Annotated in this window: 15 protein-coding genes; 10 read left to right on the forward strand and 5 right to left on the reverse strand. The window is 39.5% G+C overall.

Annotation, left to right across the window (positions count from 1 at the left end; translation table 11 throughout):
- The first annotated feature begins 2 nt into the window (after positions 1-2).
- From P1X15_RS18145 to P1X15_RS18160, 4 genes are all read left to right on the forward strand, one after another.
- Positions 3-1,673, forward strand: coding sequence for a vitamin K epoxide reductase family protein (locus P1X15_RS18145; protein WP_277339554.1), 1,671 nt, complete (start codon positions 3-5; stop codon positions 1,671-1,673).
- A 50-nt stretch (positions 1,674-1,723) separates the two neighbouring features.
- Positions 1,724-1,948 carry a hypothetical protein gene (locus tag P1X15_RS18150; protein WP_277339555.1) on the forward strand — a complete coding sequence of 75 codons (225 nt, stop codon included), beginning with the start codon at positions 1,724-1,726 and terminating at the stop codon, positions 1,946-1,948.
- A gap of 69 nt (positions 1,949-2,017) precedes the next feature.
- Positions 2,018-3,505 (forward strand): TlpA disulfide reductase family protein, encoded by a 1,488-nt coding sequence (locus P1X15_RS18155; protein ID WP_277339556.1) that lies wholly within the window; start codon positions 2,018-2,020, stop codon positions 3,503-3,505.
- 186 nt (positions 3,506-3,691) lie between these two features.
- Complete coding sequence (locus tag P1X15_RS18160; protein WP_277339676.1) at positions 3,692-4,600, forward strand: glycosyltransferase family 2 protein; 909 nt, start codon at positions 3,692-3,694, stop codon at positions 4,598-4,600.
- A 50-nt stretch (positions 4,601-4,650) separates the two neighbouring features.
- On the opposite strand, the gene P1X15_RS32615 is transcribed toward P1X15_RS18160, so the two are convergent.
- On the reverse strand, positions 4,651-4,959 hold the full coding sequence (locus P1X15_RS32615) for a DUF5615 family PIN-like protein (protein WP_409049693.1): 309 nt from the start codon (positions 4,957-4,959) through the stop codon (positions 4,651-4,653).
- A complete protein-coding gene (locus P1X15_RS18165; protein WP_277339557.1) occupies positions 4,956-5,189 on the reverse strand; it encodes a DUF433 domain-containing protein in 234 nt (77 codons plus the stop codon). Before P1X15_RS18165 ends, P1X15_RS32615 begins: the two co-directional genes overlap by 4 nt.
- 47 nt (positions 5,190-5,236) lie before the next feature.
- Between P1X15_RS18165 and P1X15_RS18170 the strand changes: the two genes are divergently transcribed.
- From P1X15_RS18170 to P1X15_RS18195, 6 genes are all read left to right on the forward strand, one after another.
- On the forward strand, positions 5,237-7,510 hold the full coding sequence (locus P1X15_RS18170) for a peptidase domain-containing ABC transporter (protein WP_277339558.1): 2,274 nt from the start codon (positions 5,237-5,239) through the stop codon (positions 7,508-7,510).
- Between the two features lie 18 nt (positions 7,511-7,528).
- A complete protein-coding gene (locus tag P1X15_RS18175) occupies positions 7,529-8,893 on the forward strand; it encodes an HlyD family secretion protein (RefSeq protein WP_277339559.1) in 1,365 nt (454 codons plus the stop codon).
- Positions 8,894-9,055: 162 nt separating this feature from the next.
- Entirely contained in the window at positions 9,056-10,636 is a 1,581-nt protein-coding gene (locus P1X15_RS18180; RefSeq protein ID WP_277339560.1) for a TlpA disulfide reductase family protein, read from the forward strand.
- 253 nt (positions 10,637-10,889) lie between these two features.
- A complete protein-coding gene (locus P1X15_RS18185) occupies positions 10,890-11,477 on the forward strand; it encodes a NifU family protein (protein WP_037328529.1) in 588 nt (195 codons plus the stop codon).
- Between the two features lie 119 nt (positions 11,478-11,596).
- A complete protein-coding gene (locus tag P1X15_RS18190; protein ID WP_277339561.1) occupies positions 11,597-12,382 on the forward strand; it encodes an N-acetylmuramoyl-L-alanine amidase in 786 nt (261 codons plus the stop codon).
- A gap of 86 nt (positions 12,383-12,468) precedes the next feature.
- Positions 12,469-13,431: an MlaD family protein gene (locus P1X15_RS18195; RefSeq protein WP_277339562.1), complete on the forward strand. Its 963-nt coding sequence runs from the start codon at positions 12,469-12,471 to the stop codon at positions 13,429-13,431.
- Between the two features lie 76 nt (positions 13,432-13,507).
- On the opposite strand, the gene P1X15_RS18200 is transcribed toward P1X15_RS18195, so the two are convergent.
- The 3 genes from P1X15_RS18200 to P1X15_RS18210 form a co-directional block, all read right to left on the reverse strand.
- Positions 13,508-14,167 carry a DedA family protein gene (locus P1X15_RS18200; protein ID WP_028668519.1) on the reverse strand — a complete coding sequence of 220 codons (660 nt, stop codon included), beginning with the start codon at positions 14,165-14,167 and terminating at the stop codon, positions 13,508-13,510.
- Positions 14,168-14,238: 71 nt separating this feature from the next.
- Positions 14,239-15,030, reverse strand: coding sequence for a phosphosulfolactate synthase (locus P1X15_RS18205; protein ID WP_277339563.1), 792 nt, complete (start codon positions 15,028-15,030; stop codon positions 14,239-14,241).
- Between the two features lie 200 nt (positions 15,031-15,230).
- Positions 15,231-17,639 carry a thiamine pyrophosphate-dependent enzyme gene (locus P1X15_RS18210; protein ID WP_277339564.1) on the reverse strand — a complete coding sequence of 803 codons (2,409 nt, stop codon included), beginning with the start codon at positions 17,637-17,639 and terminating at the stop codon, positions 15,231-15,233.
- Positions 17,640-17,847: the final 208 nt, after the last annotated feature.

A 17,847-nucleotide genomic window follows, 5' to 3' on the forward strand; every position in this document is an offset into this window, starting at 1 on the left:
CTATGAAACTAAATCCAACTGAGAAAAATGCCTTTGAAGCTACCAATATGCTCTTGTATTTGAGTAAGGTACGCATTACTGCGCGTAGTTTGCGCAATGCGCTGTGGCAACATCCCGATTTTCCAAGCCTAAGTGCACTGAGTGATGTATTGACCGATTTCAATGTGCCTAATATGGCTACGCGCCTTACACCTGACTGTTTGTCTGAAATACCGCTGCCGGCTTTGACACAATTGCAGGTGGATGGTGGAGTCTTTGTACCCGTGCGAAAAGTTGGCAGCACCGTAGAGTGGCTGCATACCCAACGTGGCTGGCAGAGCGACAATTATAACGATTTTGTACATAAATGGACGGGCGTTGCCTTATTAATAGAACCTAATGCTACTTCGGGTGAGCGTGAGTATGCCCAAAGCCGCCGCTGGGAATTAATTGCTTCTTTGCGTATTCCATTCATTGTGAGTGCGATAGTACTATGTTTAGGGGTAGTTCTGTGGAATTTAATTCAAAAATTTCCCTTGAATTCCCATCTCCCATATTACGGACTTTTAGCGACCAAATTGACAGGAACAATTGTGAGTGGGATGCTGGTTTGGTACGGTATTGATTCGCAGAACTCTTTTTTGCAGAAAGTATGCCAAATCAACCGTCGCAGCAATTGCCAAAACATTCTCCAATCGCCGGCCGCGAAACTAACCGAGTGGCTGAGTTGGAGTGAGGTGGGATTATTTTATTTTGCAGGGGGCTTGATTAGCCTATTAAATCCCGCCCTAACCTTCCCCTATAGGGATGGAATTTTACTATTCCTTTGGGGGCTGGGGGGCTTTGCATTGCCCTATACCTTTTGGTCTATTTATTACCAATGGCGAATAGCACGGGAGTGGTGTGTGTTGTGTTTTACGGTGCAGGTATTGCTCTGGCTAGAGTTTGGGTTGGGAATAGGAACCATTAGCGTTACAGATTTTTCTGATGAAGGGAAACTAGTGTTGATGAATAATTTTTCTCTGATTTCAGTACTATATCTATTAGGTACTTTTGCTATTGTACCTACATTTTGGGCGTTATTTAAAGGGCATTTGCAGAAATCCAATCGCTATGATTCCTTATTTCGAGAATTTCAAAAATTAAAATTTTCGCCTGAGTATATTCAGGGTTTGTTTAGAAATCAGCGTTTATTACCTCCTATTTTTGAAGGAATGGAAGTGATTCAATTAGGGAATCCGAATGCTGAAAATACGTTGATTATGGTTACTAATCCCACTTGCGCGGCTTGCCGGCGCAATCATTCAGAACTCAAAAAGTTACTTGAAATAAATGATACAGTGCAGGTAAAAATCATTTTGGCAGCAGGTTTTTCAGATGATGATATTGCAAGCAAAGTAGCGAGACAAATACTGAGTTTGCCTACCTATCAAATGGAAGAGGCACTACGTGAGTGGTTTGAAACAAATGAAAGATATTATAATGAATGGAGTAGGCAAACGAAGGGAGATTACGGGAAGGCGGCAGCTATTCAACAGCTGCAATTACATATTCGTTGGCTTGAATTAGCGGGAGTAATGACTGCTCCAACCACTTTTTTAAATGCAGTAGAGTTGCCTAAATTTTACCAAGTACAAGAGATACCCAGACTCTGTACTTATTATTCTACCATAGGAATTGGCCAATTCAGATAAATTAATTTTTAAACAATTTAACAATGGCTGTAAGCCGCTAAACAGAAACAATGAACAGATTATCAAATTTTGGAGATTTCGCTTTAACAAGAGCTGAAATGAAAAGAGTAACGGGAGGGTGTGCCTTATGGACTATTGATCATTATGGTCAAAGAGTAGAATCAAAAAACGTTTATACAATGGCGCAGGCTAAGGAAAAAGCTAGTAAGTTTGCACAAGAACACAATAAACGGTATGGCTGGTGCTGTAGTAGCTGTAAAGGTAGTAGTATTTAATTGATAATTTATGTTTTTACGGGAGTGGTTTTAATATTGTTCCCGTAAAAATTTTAATAAATATTTTATATGAAAAAAAATAATTTAGTGAATTTTAGTGTTTTGTTTATGCTGATTGTTTATGTGTATTATTCCAAATATATTCCACCTGTACAAGGTCAAATGTACTTATTGGAGGGGAGAAGTGATACAATTTCTATTTATAATAATATTAAAAAACATAACAGCATTAATTGGCAAGTTGTAGATGGGTATGAGGACGCTTCTACACGCTTAGAGTTTAATTCAGCAAGTTTAGATTTGAGCTTGAATCTTGTTTCTAAACTTCCAATTAAAGTATCGACAATTGATATTGATTCAACAAAGCCATTTTTTGAAAATGAATCTTGGGTGAGTTTTATATTATACCCTGGAGATAGACTTGAAGCTTATAAAGATATTGAAGGCTTTACAAGGCTCAGGTCGCTTAAGGATAGTGTAAGAACAAATGAATTGAATTTTACAGTTGATTTGAAACAGCATATAGGTGAAATTTCAGCCTTTAAGGGTGTGTTTTCTGTAAAAATTCCAGTAAATGAACAAGTGGATCTGTCAAAAAAAAGAGCAAAAAAAGTGTTTGATTATTTGAATATATATGATAGACGTAAAATGGTTAGTAAAGGTTTTAGAAGCTATGTTTATAATAATTTTAAATTTGATGTAATTCATTATATGATGAGAGATTATTTTTCTCCATTTATTATGGATAAATATAAAAAACCCTTCCCAGATAAGTTGATTTCTGTTTATGATACTTTAAATAAAGAATTTGATTGTAATGAATGTGTATTTATTGATAATTATAATATATCTGCACTGTTGTACGCTTATTTTTTGTGCTATAAAAAAGGTGTTAAAAACGATGTTTATAATTTATATAGTGTAGTTAAAGAAAATTTTAAAGATAAAACAAAAGATTATTTGTTATTTAGAGTTGTTAAAATGAAAATGGAGGAAGATATGCAAGAAAGTGGATTTAAATACATGTTGAATAACTTTTATAAAGACTGTAAAGATGAGAATTATGTTGCTTATATTAAACGTAATATGTCAGTAATGGAAAATGTGACGCCTTTACAAAAAAGCTTTATGTCTTCTGAATTGTTTGGAATGGAATCTAAAAAAATACTAATAAAGAATTTAATAGAATCTTCTAAAGATAAATTAACATATATTGACTTATGGGCGTCTTGGTGTTCGCCCTGTATTGCCGAAATGCCAATCTCTCATCAACTTCAGCAATTATATAAGGGTAAAAAAATAAACTTTATCTTTATCAGTTTAGATAAAAGCCGTGTGGCATGGGAAAATGGTATGATAAGAGCTAAACTTAATCAAAGTAAGGATAGCTATTTACTAATAAATGGAAGTAAATCTGCTTTTGCTAAACACTTCAAAATATCCTCTATTCCACGTTATATCCTCATCGGTAAAGACGGTAAAGTCATCAACGCCGATGCCCCTCGACCAAGTGATCCAAAAATTAGAGAATTGTTTGATGAATTGCTGAAAAAGTAGTATTCTATGCTTATTAGTCTCAAATATCATCTACTTACTTGGTACAATCAATTGCAAAATCATCGAAAGGTGAGTCGAGAAAAAACACATTATCAAGCATCAAAAAAGAAGAGTATATCAACAATTAGACGCGTTGATAATCAGATTATTCCAAAGAATTCAGACGAAATTAGGCTTTTTGCTATCATGCGTAATGAGTCGCTAAGGTTGCCATATTTTTTGGATTATTACAAAAACTTGGGTGTGAATAGATTTTTTTTGATAGATAATAATTCAACAGATAATTCCGTACAATTGGCTTTATCGGAGGAAAAGGTGCATGTATTTGAGACAAAAGATAATTATCAAAATCATTGGTTTTGGATGGAACATTTATTGGATACCTATGGCAAAGAACATTGGTGCGTAGTGGTGGATATTGATGAGTTGTTTTCCTATCCCTATTCAGAGCATCTTTCGTTGCAAGAACTTCGGGCGTTTTTAGAAAGTAGAAACGAAACAGCGATTCGTACATTTCTATTGGATATGTACTCAGATCAAAGCGTAGTGGCTGCATCGTATAGTCGTGGGGAAAATCCGTTGGAGATGCTTAATTATTTTGATAAGGATTATCGAAAGATTTCATTTTCGTTTCCGGATAGAAGTACGGGGAAGTCGTACACTTTTGAGATTTTCACGGGTGGGATGCGAGACCGGGTTTTTGGTAGGAGCAATCCGCCTTCTATTTTGTCTAAAGTCCCCTTTTTCAAAAATACCGAAGGTACTTACCTCTCACAAGGAATGCACGCCATCAACGGAGCTACCTTGAGTGATGTACAGGGGGTAGTGTTTCACACCAAGTTTTTATCAGATTTTATTACGGAGGTAGAGGAAGAGTGTCAGCGCGAGCAGCACTATGGCAACGCGTTTTACTACAAAATCTTTCACCAGAAGCTAAAAGAAACGCCTGATATTCAATTCTATCATGAAGGTTCGGTCAAGTTTGAAAATTTGCAGCAGTTAGTTGAATTAGGCTTAATGAAAACCACCCCCGAATTTGAAGCCTTTGCGCAGGCGGTTTTTATCAGGAAAAACAACATGGAATTTCTGTACTAATAGCATAAGAAACGAAGGCTACAATGGCCTTGTTCTGATTTTGTGAAGGGTTAGGGTAGTGAACTTGCCAAATAAATGGATAGACTGATCATATAAGATTTTGAGTAAGATATGTCGGATTTGTTTGGTCTCTGTAAAATGATAACGAAGCAGTAAAACGCTAATGTCTGGTGCGCAAATACCCATTTCCCGAAGTCTTTATCTTCGGTCAAAATAATTCGGGGTGGCTTTTTCGATAGTTCAATAATAGAGAAATCGGATGTACCGCGTTGCAGTTCATAAATGGAATAAACCTCAATACCTGATTGTCGAATAGATTCAATGAGTGAATGGTCAATATTTTCATCGGCTAAAATCATGCAACAGACAGCAATGAGTCTTCATTGCCCAGCACATCGGCAGCGTATTCAAGTACTGCCCGTATGTGTTCTTCGGTTAAGGAAGGATACATAGTTAATAGGTCTTTATGAGTGGCTCCTTGGGCGAGTTTTCTCAGTATGAGTTCCACCCTAAGTCTTGTGCCTTTTAAAATGGGCTTTCCAAGCATGATGCGATGGTCAGTTACAATATAGTTTGTATAGGTACTCATAGTAGTGAGTTTTTACAAAAATAACCAATTTTCTAAAAAAGTAGTTTATGCCTAAAGAATTCCCTCACTACCGCCAACTCGATGCCATGGATTGCGGGCCTACCTGTCTTCGGATGGTGGCTAAGTACTATGGGCAAAGCTACGCCGTGCAACCGTTGCGTGCAGCGGCGGAGATTGGGAAAGAGGGCGTCAATCTACTGGGCATTGCGCAAGCTGCCGAAAGCATTGGTTTCAAAACATTAGGTGTAAAAGTTACACTCCAAAAATTGTTGGAAGAAGCCCCGCTGCCGTGCATTGTCCACTGGGGGCAGAATCATTTTGTGGTGGTTACCCCCAACCCGCGCGGTGAGATTCGCGTTGCCGATCCCGCTACGGGTCTCATTGCTTATACCTATGAAGAATTTGAAAGCAAATGGGCTACAACCGTAGCCAATGGCGAAAAAGTAGGGGTGGCGCTATTGCTTGAGCCCACTCCTCAGTTTTATAGCCCGCTAGGTTCCGATAGCGGAAAAAACAATCTCACTTCAGGCGCTAGAGCGTTGGGTATTCGTTATTTTTTGGGATACCTATGGAAGTATAAGGATTTAGTGGGACAATTGGGGCTAGGGATGTTGGTAGGGAGCATTTTACAGTTGGTACTTCCATTTTTGACCCAATCGGTCGTAGATATAGGTATACAAACGCACAACCTTAATTTTATTACGCTTGTGTTGGCCGCGCAAGTAATGTTGTTTGTGGGGCGGATGTCCGTGGATTTTATTCGGTCGTGGGTATTATTGCACATTAGTACCCGTATCAATCTCAACATCCTATCCGATTTTTTGACCAAATTGCTCAAGTTGCCCCTATCTTTTTTTGATACCAAGCTTACGGGCGATATTCTGCAGCGCATCGGAGATCATCATCGTATTGAGCAGTTTCTGACAGGGACTTCACTACACACCTTGTTTTCGCTGTTCAATTTGCTTGTTTTTAGCGTTGTTTTGGTCTATTACAATCTCACTATTTTTGGGGTTTTCTTGTTAGGTAGTATTTTGTATTCTTTGTGGGTAGTGCTTTTTCTGCGTTATCGAAGGCAATTAGACCACAAACGTTTTGCATTGGCTTCCCAAAATCAGAGCAGCTTAATTCAACTTATCACTGGCGTACAAGAAATCAAATTGAACAATGCCGAGCATCTTAAACGTTGGCAGTGGGAGAATTTACAAGTACGGCAATTTCGCCTCAGTATGAGGGGATTGGCAGTAGGACAATATCAACAAGCAGGAGCCTTGTTTTTGAATGAAGGAAAAAATATGGCTATTACTTTTTTGGCGGCTACGGCCGTAGTCAATGGGCAACTTACCTTGGGTGGAATGATGGCCCTCCAATACATCATTGGCCAATTGAATAGCCCTGTGGAGCAGCTTGTGCAATTTATGCAGCAATGGCAAGATGCCCAAATGAGCTTAGAGCGATTAAATGAAATCCATGAGCTAGAAGACGAAGACCACTCTCTATCCTTGCTAAGACCTGATTTTACTGTGCATTCTCCCAAAGATGGATTGCATATCTCCTACCCACGCCAGCAAGGAGAAGGGTCGGGGGTGAGGTTAACAAATGTCTCCTTCACTTATCCCGGGGCAGGAAATGAGCCAGTGCTAAAAAACATAAATTTATGTATTCCAGAAGGAAAAGTGACGGCTATTGTGGGTAGTAGTGGAAGTGGAAAAACGACTTTACTCAAACTTTTGCTTAAATTTTATCATCCGCAAGTGGGTAGTATTACGTATCCTACCTCTCTGGGACGGTTCGACGGCTCGATTAGGGGGCTGCGGGCTATTTGTGGTACGGTACTTCAAGATGGGTTTATTTTTTCGGATACCATTGCCAACAATATTGCGGTGAGTGACGAAGTTCCTGATATTCCGAAGCTACTTCATGCCGTAAAGGTAGCTAATATCCAATCTTTTATTGAAGAGCTGCCTTTGGGTTACAATACCAAAATCGGTGCCGAAGGCAATGGCATCAGTCAAGGACAACGTCAGCGTTTGCTGATAGCTCGTGCCGTCTATAAAAACCCCGATTATTTGTTTTTTGATGAAGCTACTAATGCACTTGATGCCAACAATGAGCGGGCAATTATGCACAATTTGGAAGAATTTTTTCAAAACAAAACCGTGGTGGTAGTAGCACATCGGTTGAGTACGGTCAAAAACGCCGACCAGATTGTGGTGTTGGAGAAAGGGAAAATTGTGGAAATAGGCACTCATGGGGAGCTAGTGGTACAGAGAGGACGGTATTTTGAGTTGGTCAGCAATCAACTAGAGCTTGGGGTATAAGTGCATACACATCAACATATGAACAGTAAAACACCTATATCGCCCCAAGAATTAAAGGCCAATACGGGCGGGCGTCTAAATGGAGAAGTCCTGCCGTCGGGATTTGGGCAGGGTTTCATTGATTTACGTAGCTCTGAGGTAGATGAAGTTTTGAGCCAACCCCCGCCCTGGTTGATACGTTGGGGGATTACCGTTTTTTTTATGGTATTAATGATTCTACTGGCTGTAGGGTGGTTTGTCGAATACCCTGATTTAGTAAAAGCGCCTTTAAAAGTAGTGGCTACTGACTTTCCTAAAGCTGTCAACGCTAAATCCGAAGGGGTATTGATAAAACTATGGGCCAAAGACGGAATGAACGTAAAAAAAGGACAACACTTAGCTTATTTGGAAACAACTGCTAATATAGACGAGGTCTTAGGACTGGATACGGTAGTAAGTCAGTTAGTAAAAAACCAACGCTCCAATGACTTAGAGCGTATTCATGGAATTTCGATTCCGCTTTATTTTCAATTAGGAGAACTTCAAAAACCTTATCAGACTTTTCAGGATGCGTATATTCGTTCTAAAGCTTTGCTCAAAGGAGGAGCAGTAGAACAAAAACGCATAGCTCTCAACAACGATTTGACTCAGCTGGGATTGTTACGAGAAAACTTACAAACTCAACTTCAGAATTACCAGAAAGATTTTGAGCTTACTGAAGAAGATAACCGAATGAACCGCAAACTACATGAAGAAAAAGTAATTGCGGATGTGGAATTGAGACGTAGTCAAAGCCAATATATATCTAAAAAACAAACCTTGGATCAAGCACAGACGGCATTTAATAACAATGGAATGGCTCAAAATCAAAAAAATCAGGAATTGTTAGAATTAGAAAAAATGCGTGTCGAACAACTAAACGGCTTATTTCAGGCAATAAATACCCTCAAGAGTGATATAGAAGCTTGGAAGCAACGTTTTGTATCAATAGCACCTACAACAGGAAAAATATCATTTATAACACCCTTACAAGAAGGACAAACCATCAAAAGCGGCCAAGAGCTGTTTTATGTATTGCCTCCTCATAGTGGCAATGAAGGGCAAATGTACGTAGGACAGTATAATTTTGGTAAAGTAAAATCAGGCCAAGAAGTAATTGTAAAATTTGCGAGTTATCCTTATCAAGAGTTTGGGACAGTCAGAGGGCGTATTGCTTCTATTTCTGATATACCTAAGGATACGAGTTATTTAGTAAAAGTGACTTTTCCGAAAGGCTTGTTGACCTCCTCTCATAAAATCCTCCCTTTTCGCAATGGCATGACCGCAACGGGCGAAATCATCACCGAAGATTTAAAATTGATTGAACGACTTTTCTATGATTTTAGGAAGATATTGAAACGGTGATTTTTGTTTTAAATAACAAATGCCCTATTGAAGTAGCTTTTGCGTACTAATAAAATGTTTTTTTCGTTATCATAAAACTAGAAAGTGTACAGTTTTTCAAATGTAATATGTTATTTGAATACACTTTATCATGTTTTAATTTTTCCTAAACGCTATGCTTCTATGAACTGTTCGCTAATGTTTTTATTAATGAGTCTATTTGTTGATGTTACCTTCTCTTTTTTTTTTGAAAACACTAACCAACTTGAAAACCCACTTTTTTCTTCTTTTAATGTAAAACAAAATAGCGAAAATATTCATTTGGAAATGATCGACAAACCGTTCTACAACAATGTGTTGAAAACTAAAACGGGTAAAATTGCTTATGGCTCATCATATATCGAAATTTATGATAATTTAGAAAAAGAAGAATACCTATTTAGTGATTTGAAAGATAAGAAAAATATTTCATATTATCCTCAATCAGAGAGTGTTATAATGAGAAGGTATACTGGTTTTTTTGAATTTCAAGAATTTTTGGTACATAAAGGAGATTCTGTTATAATGAGTTTTGATATAAAAAAACCTATTGTAATTAAATACTCACGTTTTAAATATGCACCCCAAGATTTCAATGTGGAAAATATTTTAAATGATAATTGTTTCAATATACATACTTATGTAGGGAAAGCAACAAACCTTAGAATGTCATCGTTTAAATATTTTTTTGATGATCCCAAAGAGTCGGCTGCTCAACTAAAACGTAGCGGAAGCGACAAGGTAAAGGCCATAGAGCAACTTGAAGTGAAGGTTTGTAAAGATTTATTGCCCTCAACGACTTCTTTACAAAAGAAAACCCAAGTGATATTGGATTCATTACTTTTTAGTAAGCAAATATCTCAGCCTGTTTACGATTTTTATAAAAATAAATATGCTAATATTTTACTGAAACTCGAAATAATGACCGAATCGAAAGATTCAATAGCAATGGCTCGACAGATTAATAATGTATTTGACGATAAAGCTTATGTCGACGAATACTTTAATCAATGCCTTGAGAGCTTTCAAAAAGTAAACTATCAACCTAAAATAATTCCTTACGAACAGTCTAATATTAGAGACCATAGGGAAGGGTTCATATTAGTAAAAAACTCCAAATTGCTCAACTCAAAAGTAAAAGATCGACTGCTTTTTTTGAGTTTAGGGCAGGTAGATATTTGTTTTCGGGACGAAGTAGAAACCTATTTGAAAATATTTGTTGAGAATGCTTCAGATTCTTTTCTGGTAAAAAAAGCTAACCTAAGGTATCAAAAAGATGTCACGCCCGCCACTACGCCTTCCAACCTTCATTTGCTTGCCTTGGATCAAACGCAGGTGACAATCGAAGAGTTTGTTGCAGGTAAGAAAGGCAAAATATTATACATTGATTTTTGGGCTAGTTGGTGTGGCCCTTGTATTCAGGAAATGAAATACTCTCGGAGCTTAATAGACCAATACGCCGATAAAGGTTTAGAAGTGGTTTTCCTCTCTATGGATGATAGTTTTCAAAAATGGGAAAAAGCAGCTATCAAGCAGAGCATAAATAAAGGTAATTGTCTTAAAGTCCTCGACTCCAAAGGATCAAGCTTTATTCAGGAATATAAGATTACAACAATTCCGAGGTACATGATAATAGATAAGGATGGTAAAGTCGTCAATGCCAATGCCCCGCGCCCAAGCGACCCGAAAGTTAAGCAGGTATTGGACAGATTGGTGGAGAAATAAATAAGCGATTTGATGAATAGTTGGCTATGACAAGAAGCAACATGTTGAAAAAAGGCTTTGAACGGTTTTTGTTGGAAGAAAATATTCTTAACAATGCTCAGTTGTGACGGAAGTATATTTTAAACCGAATGGATTGAAACGTTAAATAGGCCGTCGTCAAACCAATTTCTAAAAACTTTTGTTTCAAAAGGGATAGCATCGCAAATATGCTATCTCTTTGTTTGAACCGATTATTCACTGCTACTATATTGTTATGCAACCTGTATTTGTCTATACCGAAGCGAGCCCAAATCCCAATTCTATGAAGTTTGTATTAAACTTTGAATTGGTACCACAAGGCCTATCTTTCGATTATCCTGATTTGGCTTCTACCCAAGAAGAAGGCAAATCGTCGCCGTTGGCGGGAGATTTGTTTCAGTTTCCCTATGTGCAACGGGTGTTTTTGGCATCCAATTTTGTGACCCTTACCAAAGACGACGCTACAGACTGGGGCGAGGTGATTTTGGATACTAAGCAATTTCTCAAAATTTATTTTGAAGAAAACCAACCCGTATTCGAGCAAAAAACCATTGATAAAAACACCACGATAGTAGATACCGACAGCGCTGCCGTGCGTCAAATCAAGACTATTTTGGACGATTATGTACGCCCTGCGGTAGAGTCGGATGGTGGAGCGATAGCGTTTCATTCTTTTGATGAAAATTCGGGTACCGTAAAAGTACTTTTGCAAGGCTCATGTAGTGGCTGTCCGTCGTCTACGCTTACCCTAAAAGCGGGCATTCAAAATCTACTCACACAGATGGTACCGCAGGTCAAAGAAGTAGTAGCTGAGGGGGTTTAAAGTTTAACATAGTGCAATATTTAACGTATTTTTGAGTTTCTTTGTGAGAAATTTGAAAATACGTTTTTTTGTAAGTACCATTTTCTACTGTTTTTGGAATACCTAATTTTGGACAAGTTATGTTAAATTCCTTCAAACCCTTACTGATTTTAGGCTGGATCGCTGCTTGTAGTTTCGCTTTCAAATCTGACGAAGATGGCGGTATCAATGTGGTAGTAATCGATGCGGGGCACGGTGGTAAAGATATTGGTACACGGGGCCGAATTTCGAAAGAGAAAGATGTTGTCTTAGATTTGACAATGAAATTAGCGCGTAAAATCAAAACCGAAATGCCCGAGGTAAAAGTGATTTTGACGCGTGCTACCGACAAGTTTGTAGATTTGAGCGAGCGTTCCAATATCGCCAATCGCCGCAAGGCAGATTTGTTTATTTCGATTCATTGTAATTCACTTCCCAAAAATAAAGTAAGCCCAGCAGGTACGGAGACGTTTGTGATGGGGTTGCACAAAAGTGATGAAAACTTTGAAGTAGCGAAGCGTGAAAACGCCGTTATTTTGCTAGAAAAAGACTACGAAGAGCGATATAAGGGCTTTAACCCCAATTCGCCGTTGGCCTATATCATGCTTGCCAATCGGCAAAATGCGTATATCGCAAGTAGTCTCAACTTTGCAGGAAAAATCGAACGTCAGTTTCAAAAATATGCCGATCGTAATAGCAGAGGTGTAAAGCAGGCGGGTTTTATGGTGCTTTGGCAAACAGCTATGCCGAGTGTATTGGTAGAGGCTGGTTTTTTGAGTCATGCCGAAGAAGAAAGATATCTAAATTCGGATGAAGGGCAAGACCAAATAACTGAATCTATTTTTCGGGCTTTTAAACAATACAAAGAAGAAGTAGAGTCCAATTAGCTTACAATTTATATTCCAAAAACAGAGAGCGAAAAATATGTGCATGTCCTCTCATCTCTGGTTTTTGAAAAACCATTTATTTATCCATGAAAATATCTAAAGAAGCAAAAGTAGGAATATTAGCAGTGGTGGCCATGTCAATGTTGTATTTTGGCTTCAATTTCCTGAAAGGTTCCGACTTATTTTCAAGTACAAACAAATATTACGTTGTTTATAATGATATTGGTTCGTTGCAGCCTTCCAATGCCATCAAACTCAATGGCGTACCCGTAGGGCAAGTCAAGGCGGTTGAACTTTTGCAGGGACAAGACAATAAGGTACTCGTAACGCTTGATATCAACAAAAATATCATACTCACCAAAGGGACTAGAGCATTGCTTACCTCTGAATTGCTGGGAGGAAGTGCGTTGGCATTGCAGATTAAGGTAGGAAGTTCTCAACTCCAAGAGGGCGATACCTTGGTTGCGGATGCCGAAAAAGGAATACAATCTTTGTTGCAAGAACAAGCTTTGCCGGTAGTAAAAAACGCTGATTCCCTTATCATAAGTCTCAATCGTATCATCAATCAATTTGATAAAACGGGCTACGCTCTTACCAAACTTCTCGAAACTACCGACCAAACGGCACAGGGTATCAATGGATTGGTGGCGCAAAATCGCCAAGCCATAAGCGCTTCTTTGGCCAATGTCAATGCGCTTTCGGCCGCCTTGATAGAAACCGAAAAAGGTATCAAGCCTATTTTAGCTAACCTCCAAACGACGACCGATTCCCTAAAATCGCTTCGGTTGGGGCAAACCCTCGCTCAAGCCAATGCGGCGGTGGCATCTTTGCAAAAATCTCTTACGGCCTTGGAGCAAGGTCAAGGAACAGCCGGGAAGTTGCTAAAAGATGATGCTTTGTACCAAAATCTTAATCGTACCATCGTAAGTGTCAACAAATTAATGACCAATTTTCGTCAATATCCCAAGCGCTATGTCAATGTGTCGGTATTTGGTAAAAAAGACAAAGGTCCCGCAGATAGTCCCGCAGATACTACTTTGAAGTATTGAAATGAGAAGGTGAAAACATAAAAAAAGCCGTCGTGAAGATATTCGCGACGGCTTTTTTTATGGATGATATAAGATACTATACAGTGGTTTTTTCGGCAGAGAAGAATTTAGCTTTTACAAATTGCCAAATCATCGGTAAAACGGAAAGACCAATAATGCCAAAAATTACCAATTCAAAGTTTTGCTTTACGATAGGTAAATTTCCAAAGAAATATCCCAACATCGTAAGTGAAGGAACCCACAAGAGAGCGCCAACGATACAAAATACGATATATTTAGAATAAGTCATGCTACCTGCGCCTGCTACAAAAGGAGCAATAGTGCGGACAATCGGAATAAAACGAGCCATAATGACGGTTTTGCCGCCGTGCTTGGCATAAAATTGTTCGGTTTGTTCAAGATATTCTCTTTTGAAAAATAAAATTCGTTCGCGTTTTTTGATGGTGCCGCCCAAAAATTTACCTACAAAATAATTGACGTTGTCGCCCATCAATGCCGCTACAATGAGCAAAGGAATCACAAACCAGGGGTTGAGGGCGCCCGTAGAGGCGGCTAATGCTCCCGTGGCAAACAGAAGAGAATCGCCCGGAAGCAAAGGCATAATAACAAGGCCTGTTTCGGTAAAGACAATCAAAAATAAAATCAGGTAAGTGAGCGTGCCATAATCATTGATGATCTGAGCGAGATGTTTGTCAAGGTGTAAAAAAAAGTCTAAAATCTGAGTGAGGATTTCCATTTGTTTGTGATTTAGTCCACAACTGTATCTGATTTAAGTGGCTGTGAAACGGGGTGAAAAATAAATAAATGTTACTTCGTCAATTTCCAGCGTTTGCGGGTTTTATCGTTGAGGAAATGAGCAAATGTATCTCCTCTAAGCCCCAAGCGGATAGTCTCGAGAGGGATGATTTCGTGAGGAGCAATATTACCAAGGTTTACATTGGCACCCAATAGTTTTACAAACCACACTTGTTGGGTTTTTTGAGGAGCTTCCCATATGATATCTTTTGAGGGTACTTGGGTTAAAATTTCTTCTACCAACCCTTGGCGCACTTCTCCACTTGACCGAAACAACCCCACGTTTCCAGATTCACGGGCTTCGCCGATTACCTTCCAAGCACCTGCTTCTAGCTCGGCTTTCATGAGTTGAATCCATTTGTAAGGAGGAATAATCTTGGTTTCATCTTTAGAACCAACCTCCGATAATACTTTTACTTGTTCCGATAAAATCTTGATAAAATCACATTTGATTTCGGCGGCCATATCTACCGAGCCATCCGAAACTTCGGCGTATTCAAGTTGGTACTCATCCAATAAGCGGCGGTAGTCTTCAAATTGATTTCGTACCACAAAAGCTTCAAAAAGAGTGCCTCCAAAATAGACCGGAATACCGGCGTTTTTGTACACTGCAATTTTATCTTTGAGGTTTGGAGTAACGAAAGAAGTGGCCCAGCCTAGTTTTACAATATCGATATGAGGAGCCGCAATATCAAGCATATCCTCTATCTGCCGGATACTTAGACCTTTGTCCATTACCATTGTCAGACCATATTGGCGTGGTTTGGTGGTACGGTCTGGAACTTGTGATAGTTTAAAATTCATACTTGTTGGTTAGGTATGTCTTTGACAATGAACCGCAAAATTAGCGATTCAAACCACAACCTAATAAATCAAACCAGAAAATAACCTGATTTTAGTCAAATTGTTATAAAAAACCCGCGAATATCATCGCGGGCTAAAAGGAAGGGAAGGGAGTCAGTGAAGTTTAGACCAAAAAACGTTGTTGGAATTCGACCTATAGACTATAGATACATAGGGAAATTCTCCGGTGCAGTCTCATGAATGAGAGCATAAACTTCTTCAACGACATCTTCTACATTCGGTTTTGAAAAATAATCGCCATCGGAGCTATAGGCTGGTCGGTGAGGTTTGGCGGAGATACATTTAGGAGGCGAATCTAACCAATGATACGCTTTTTGGTGGTCAATTACTTGCTGCATCATATAGCCGGTACCACCTCCGGGCATATCTTCATCGGCAAAGATGACTCGATTGGTTTTCTTGATAGAATCCAAAATTCGGTGATCTATGTCGAAAGGAAGTAAAGTTTGAATATCGATGACTTCTACCTCAATCCCCATTTGCGAAAGCTCTTCGGCGGCCTCCATCACAATTCGGCACATAGAGCCATAAGTAACAATCGTGACATCTGCACCTGTACGTAAAATTTCGGGTTGTCCGAGAGGAGCACAAAATTCGCCGAGGTTATCGGGGAGTCTTTCTTTCATGCGGTAGCTGTTGAGAGGCTCTACTATCAGAGCAGGGTCATCGCCACGCATAAGAGTGTTGTACATCGCTGCCGCTTGAGTAAAGTTTCGAGGTACACACACGTGCAGCCCCCGAAGGCTATGAATCACCGTGGCCATAGGTGAGCCTGAATGCCATATGCCTTCTAAGCGATGCCCACGAGTACGGACGATAAGGGGGGCTTTTTGGCCACCTTTGGTACGATATTGGAGCGATGCTAGGTCGTCGGTGAGCGTAGCAAGGGCATAATAAATATAGTCAAAGTATTGGATTTCGACGATAGGCCGCAACCCTCTGATCGCAAGCCCTATGCCCTGCCCGATGATGGTTGTTTCTCTAATGCCGGTATCTGTAATGCGCAATTCACCAAATTTTTCTTGTAAACCAGCCATGCCTTGATTTACATCCCCAATTTTTCCGACATCTTCGCCCAGAGCTACAATACGAGGATCAGTGGCAAATAGCGCTTCAAAATTACCTCTTATTACTTCGCGGCCGTCAACAATAGGGGAATTGTCAGTATAGATAGGAGCTATAGGCGTGATTTTGAGGGGAGAGGCAGAAGATTCACTATAAAGATGAGAACTGAAACGGTCGTTATTGACTTCTTTGTTTTTAGTGAGCCATGTAGTCAGAGCGTCTTTGGCTGGGATGTTTTCAGTTCGAAGTACACGAAGGGCTTTTCTAACGGCGGCTGTACTGTGGCGGTGAAGTGGTATAAATTCGCGGTTGAGTTCGTCAATTAATTCGAGTAAATCATTTTTAAATTTACTTACTTCGGCCGCATTTTTTAGGAGGTCACTTACTTCTATTCGTTCGCTAGAGGTGGCGTAGGAGAAGGCGTTCCATGCGGCATTTCGCTCTAGGCGAATATGTTGTTTGGCTTCATCTTCTATTTCCTCTAGTTCTTCGTGGGTAGCGTAGCCGTTGTCTATAATCCAATCTTTAAATTTTAGATTACAGTCCCATTCTTTTTCCCATTCCAGTCGTTCGTTGGATTTGTATCTGGTATGAGTGCCTGAAGAGGAGTGACCTTGTGGCTGACTTACTTCTTGTACATGTACCAATACGGGCACATGTTCTTTTCGGCATATCTCTGCGGCTTTGCTATAGGCTTCGATAAGGGCGATGTAGTCCCAAGCTTTTACCGTAATAATCTCAATTCCTTCCTCGTCTTTGTTACGTTGCAGGCCTTCAAGGGCTTTTGATATACTTGCTTTTGTGGTTTGGTATTTGACAGGAACTGAAATTCCATATCCGTCATCCCACACCGACATCAGAAGCGGCACTTGTAGCACTCCAGCCGCATTCATTGTTTCCCAAAACATCCCCTGCGAAGTAGAAGCGTCTCCAATGGTAGCAAAAACTATTTCGTTGCCATTGTAAGAAAAATCGGTCATGGAGGCTAGTTGCTCATTATGACGATACAATTTAGAGGCATACGCTAAGCCTACTGAGCGGGGGATTTGACCCGCCGTAGGAGCAAGGTCATTGATATGATTGTAGGTGGAGGTTTGGGGTTTCCAATTTCCTTCGTCGTCTATGTAGCGAGTGGTATAGTGATTGTTCATGGAGCGCCCAGCGGTATGAGGTTCAAAATGCACATCCGCATGACCGTATAATTGGGCAAAATATTGCCGCCAAGTAAGGCCTTTTAAGGCCGCGACGATTGTTTGGTCTCGATAATACCCCGATCTAAAATCCCCTTTTTGGAACACTTTTGCCATTGCCACCTGGGCCAATTCTTTTCCATCTCCAAAAATTCCAAACTTAGCCCGTCCCCCCATTACATCTTTTCTGCCCAACAAACTGGCTTGTCGGCTTTCACATACTAAACGAAAGTCGTCTAGAATACTTTGGCGCGTCAGCGCAATAAAGTCGGTTGTAAGTTCGTTCTCTATCACGTTTCTTGATGAAAAATTAAGTTGTTATTCCTTATGGAAGTATAAATAAAACTAAAGAATCTTCAATTTGTTGTTTTGGCAAGTAAATATACGGCAAAACCTGCGAGGTTTCAAAATTCGAGTTTTTTCTGTTACTTTGTCATAAATATTTCATTAAAAACAACGTTTGGCAAAACTTTTGCTCTTACAATCATTGTTAGATAAGCAA

Source organism: Runella sp. MFBS21, from assembly GCF_029433105.1.
Taxonomy (GTDB): Bacteria; Bacteroidota; Bacteroidia; order Cytophagales; family Spirosomataceae; genus Runella.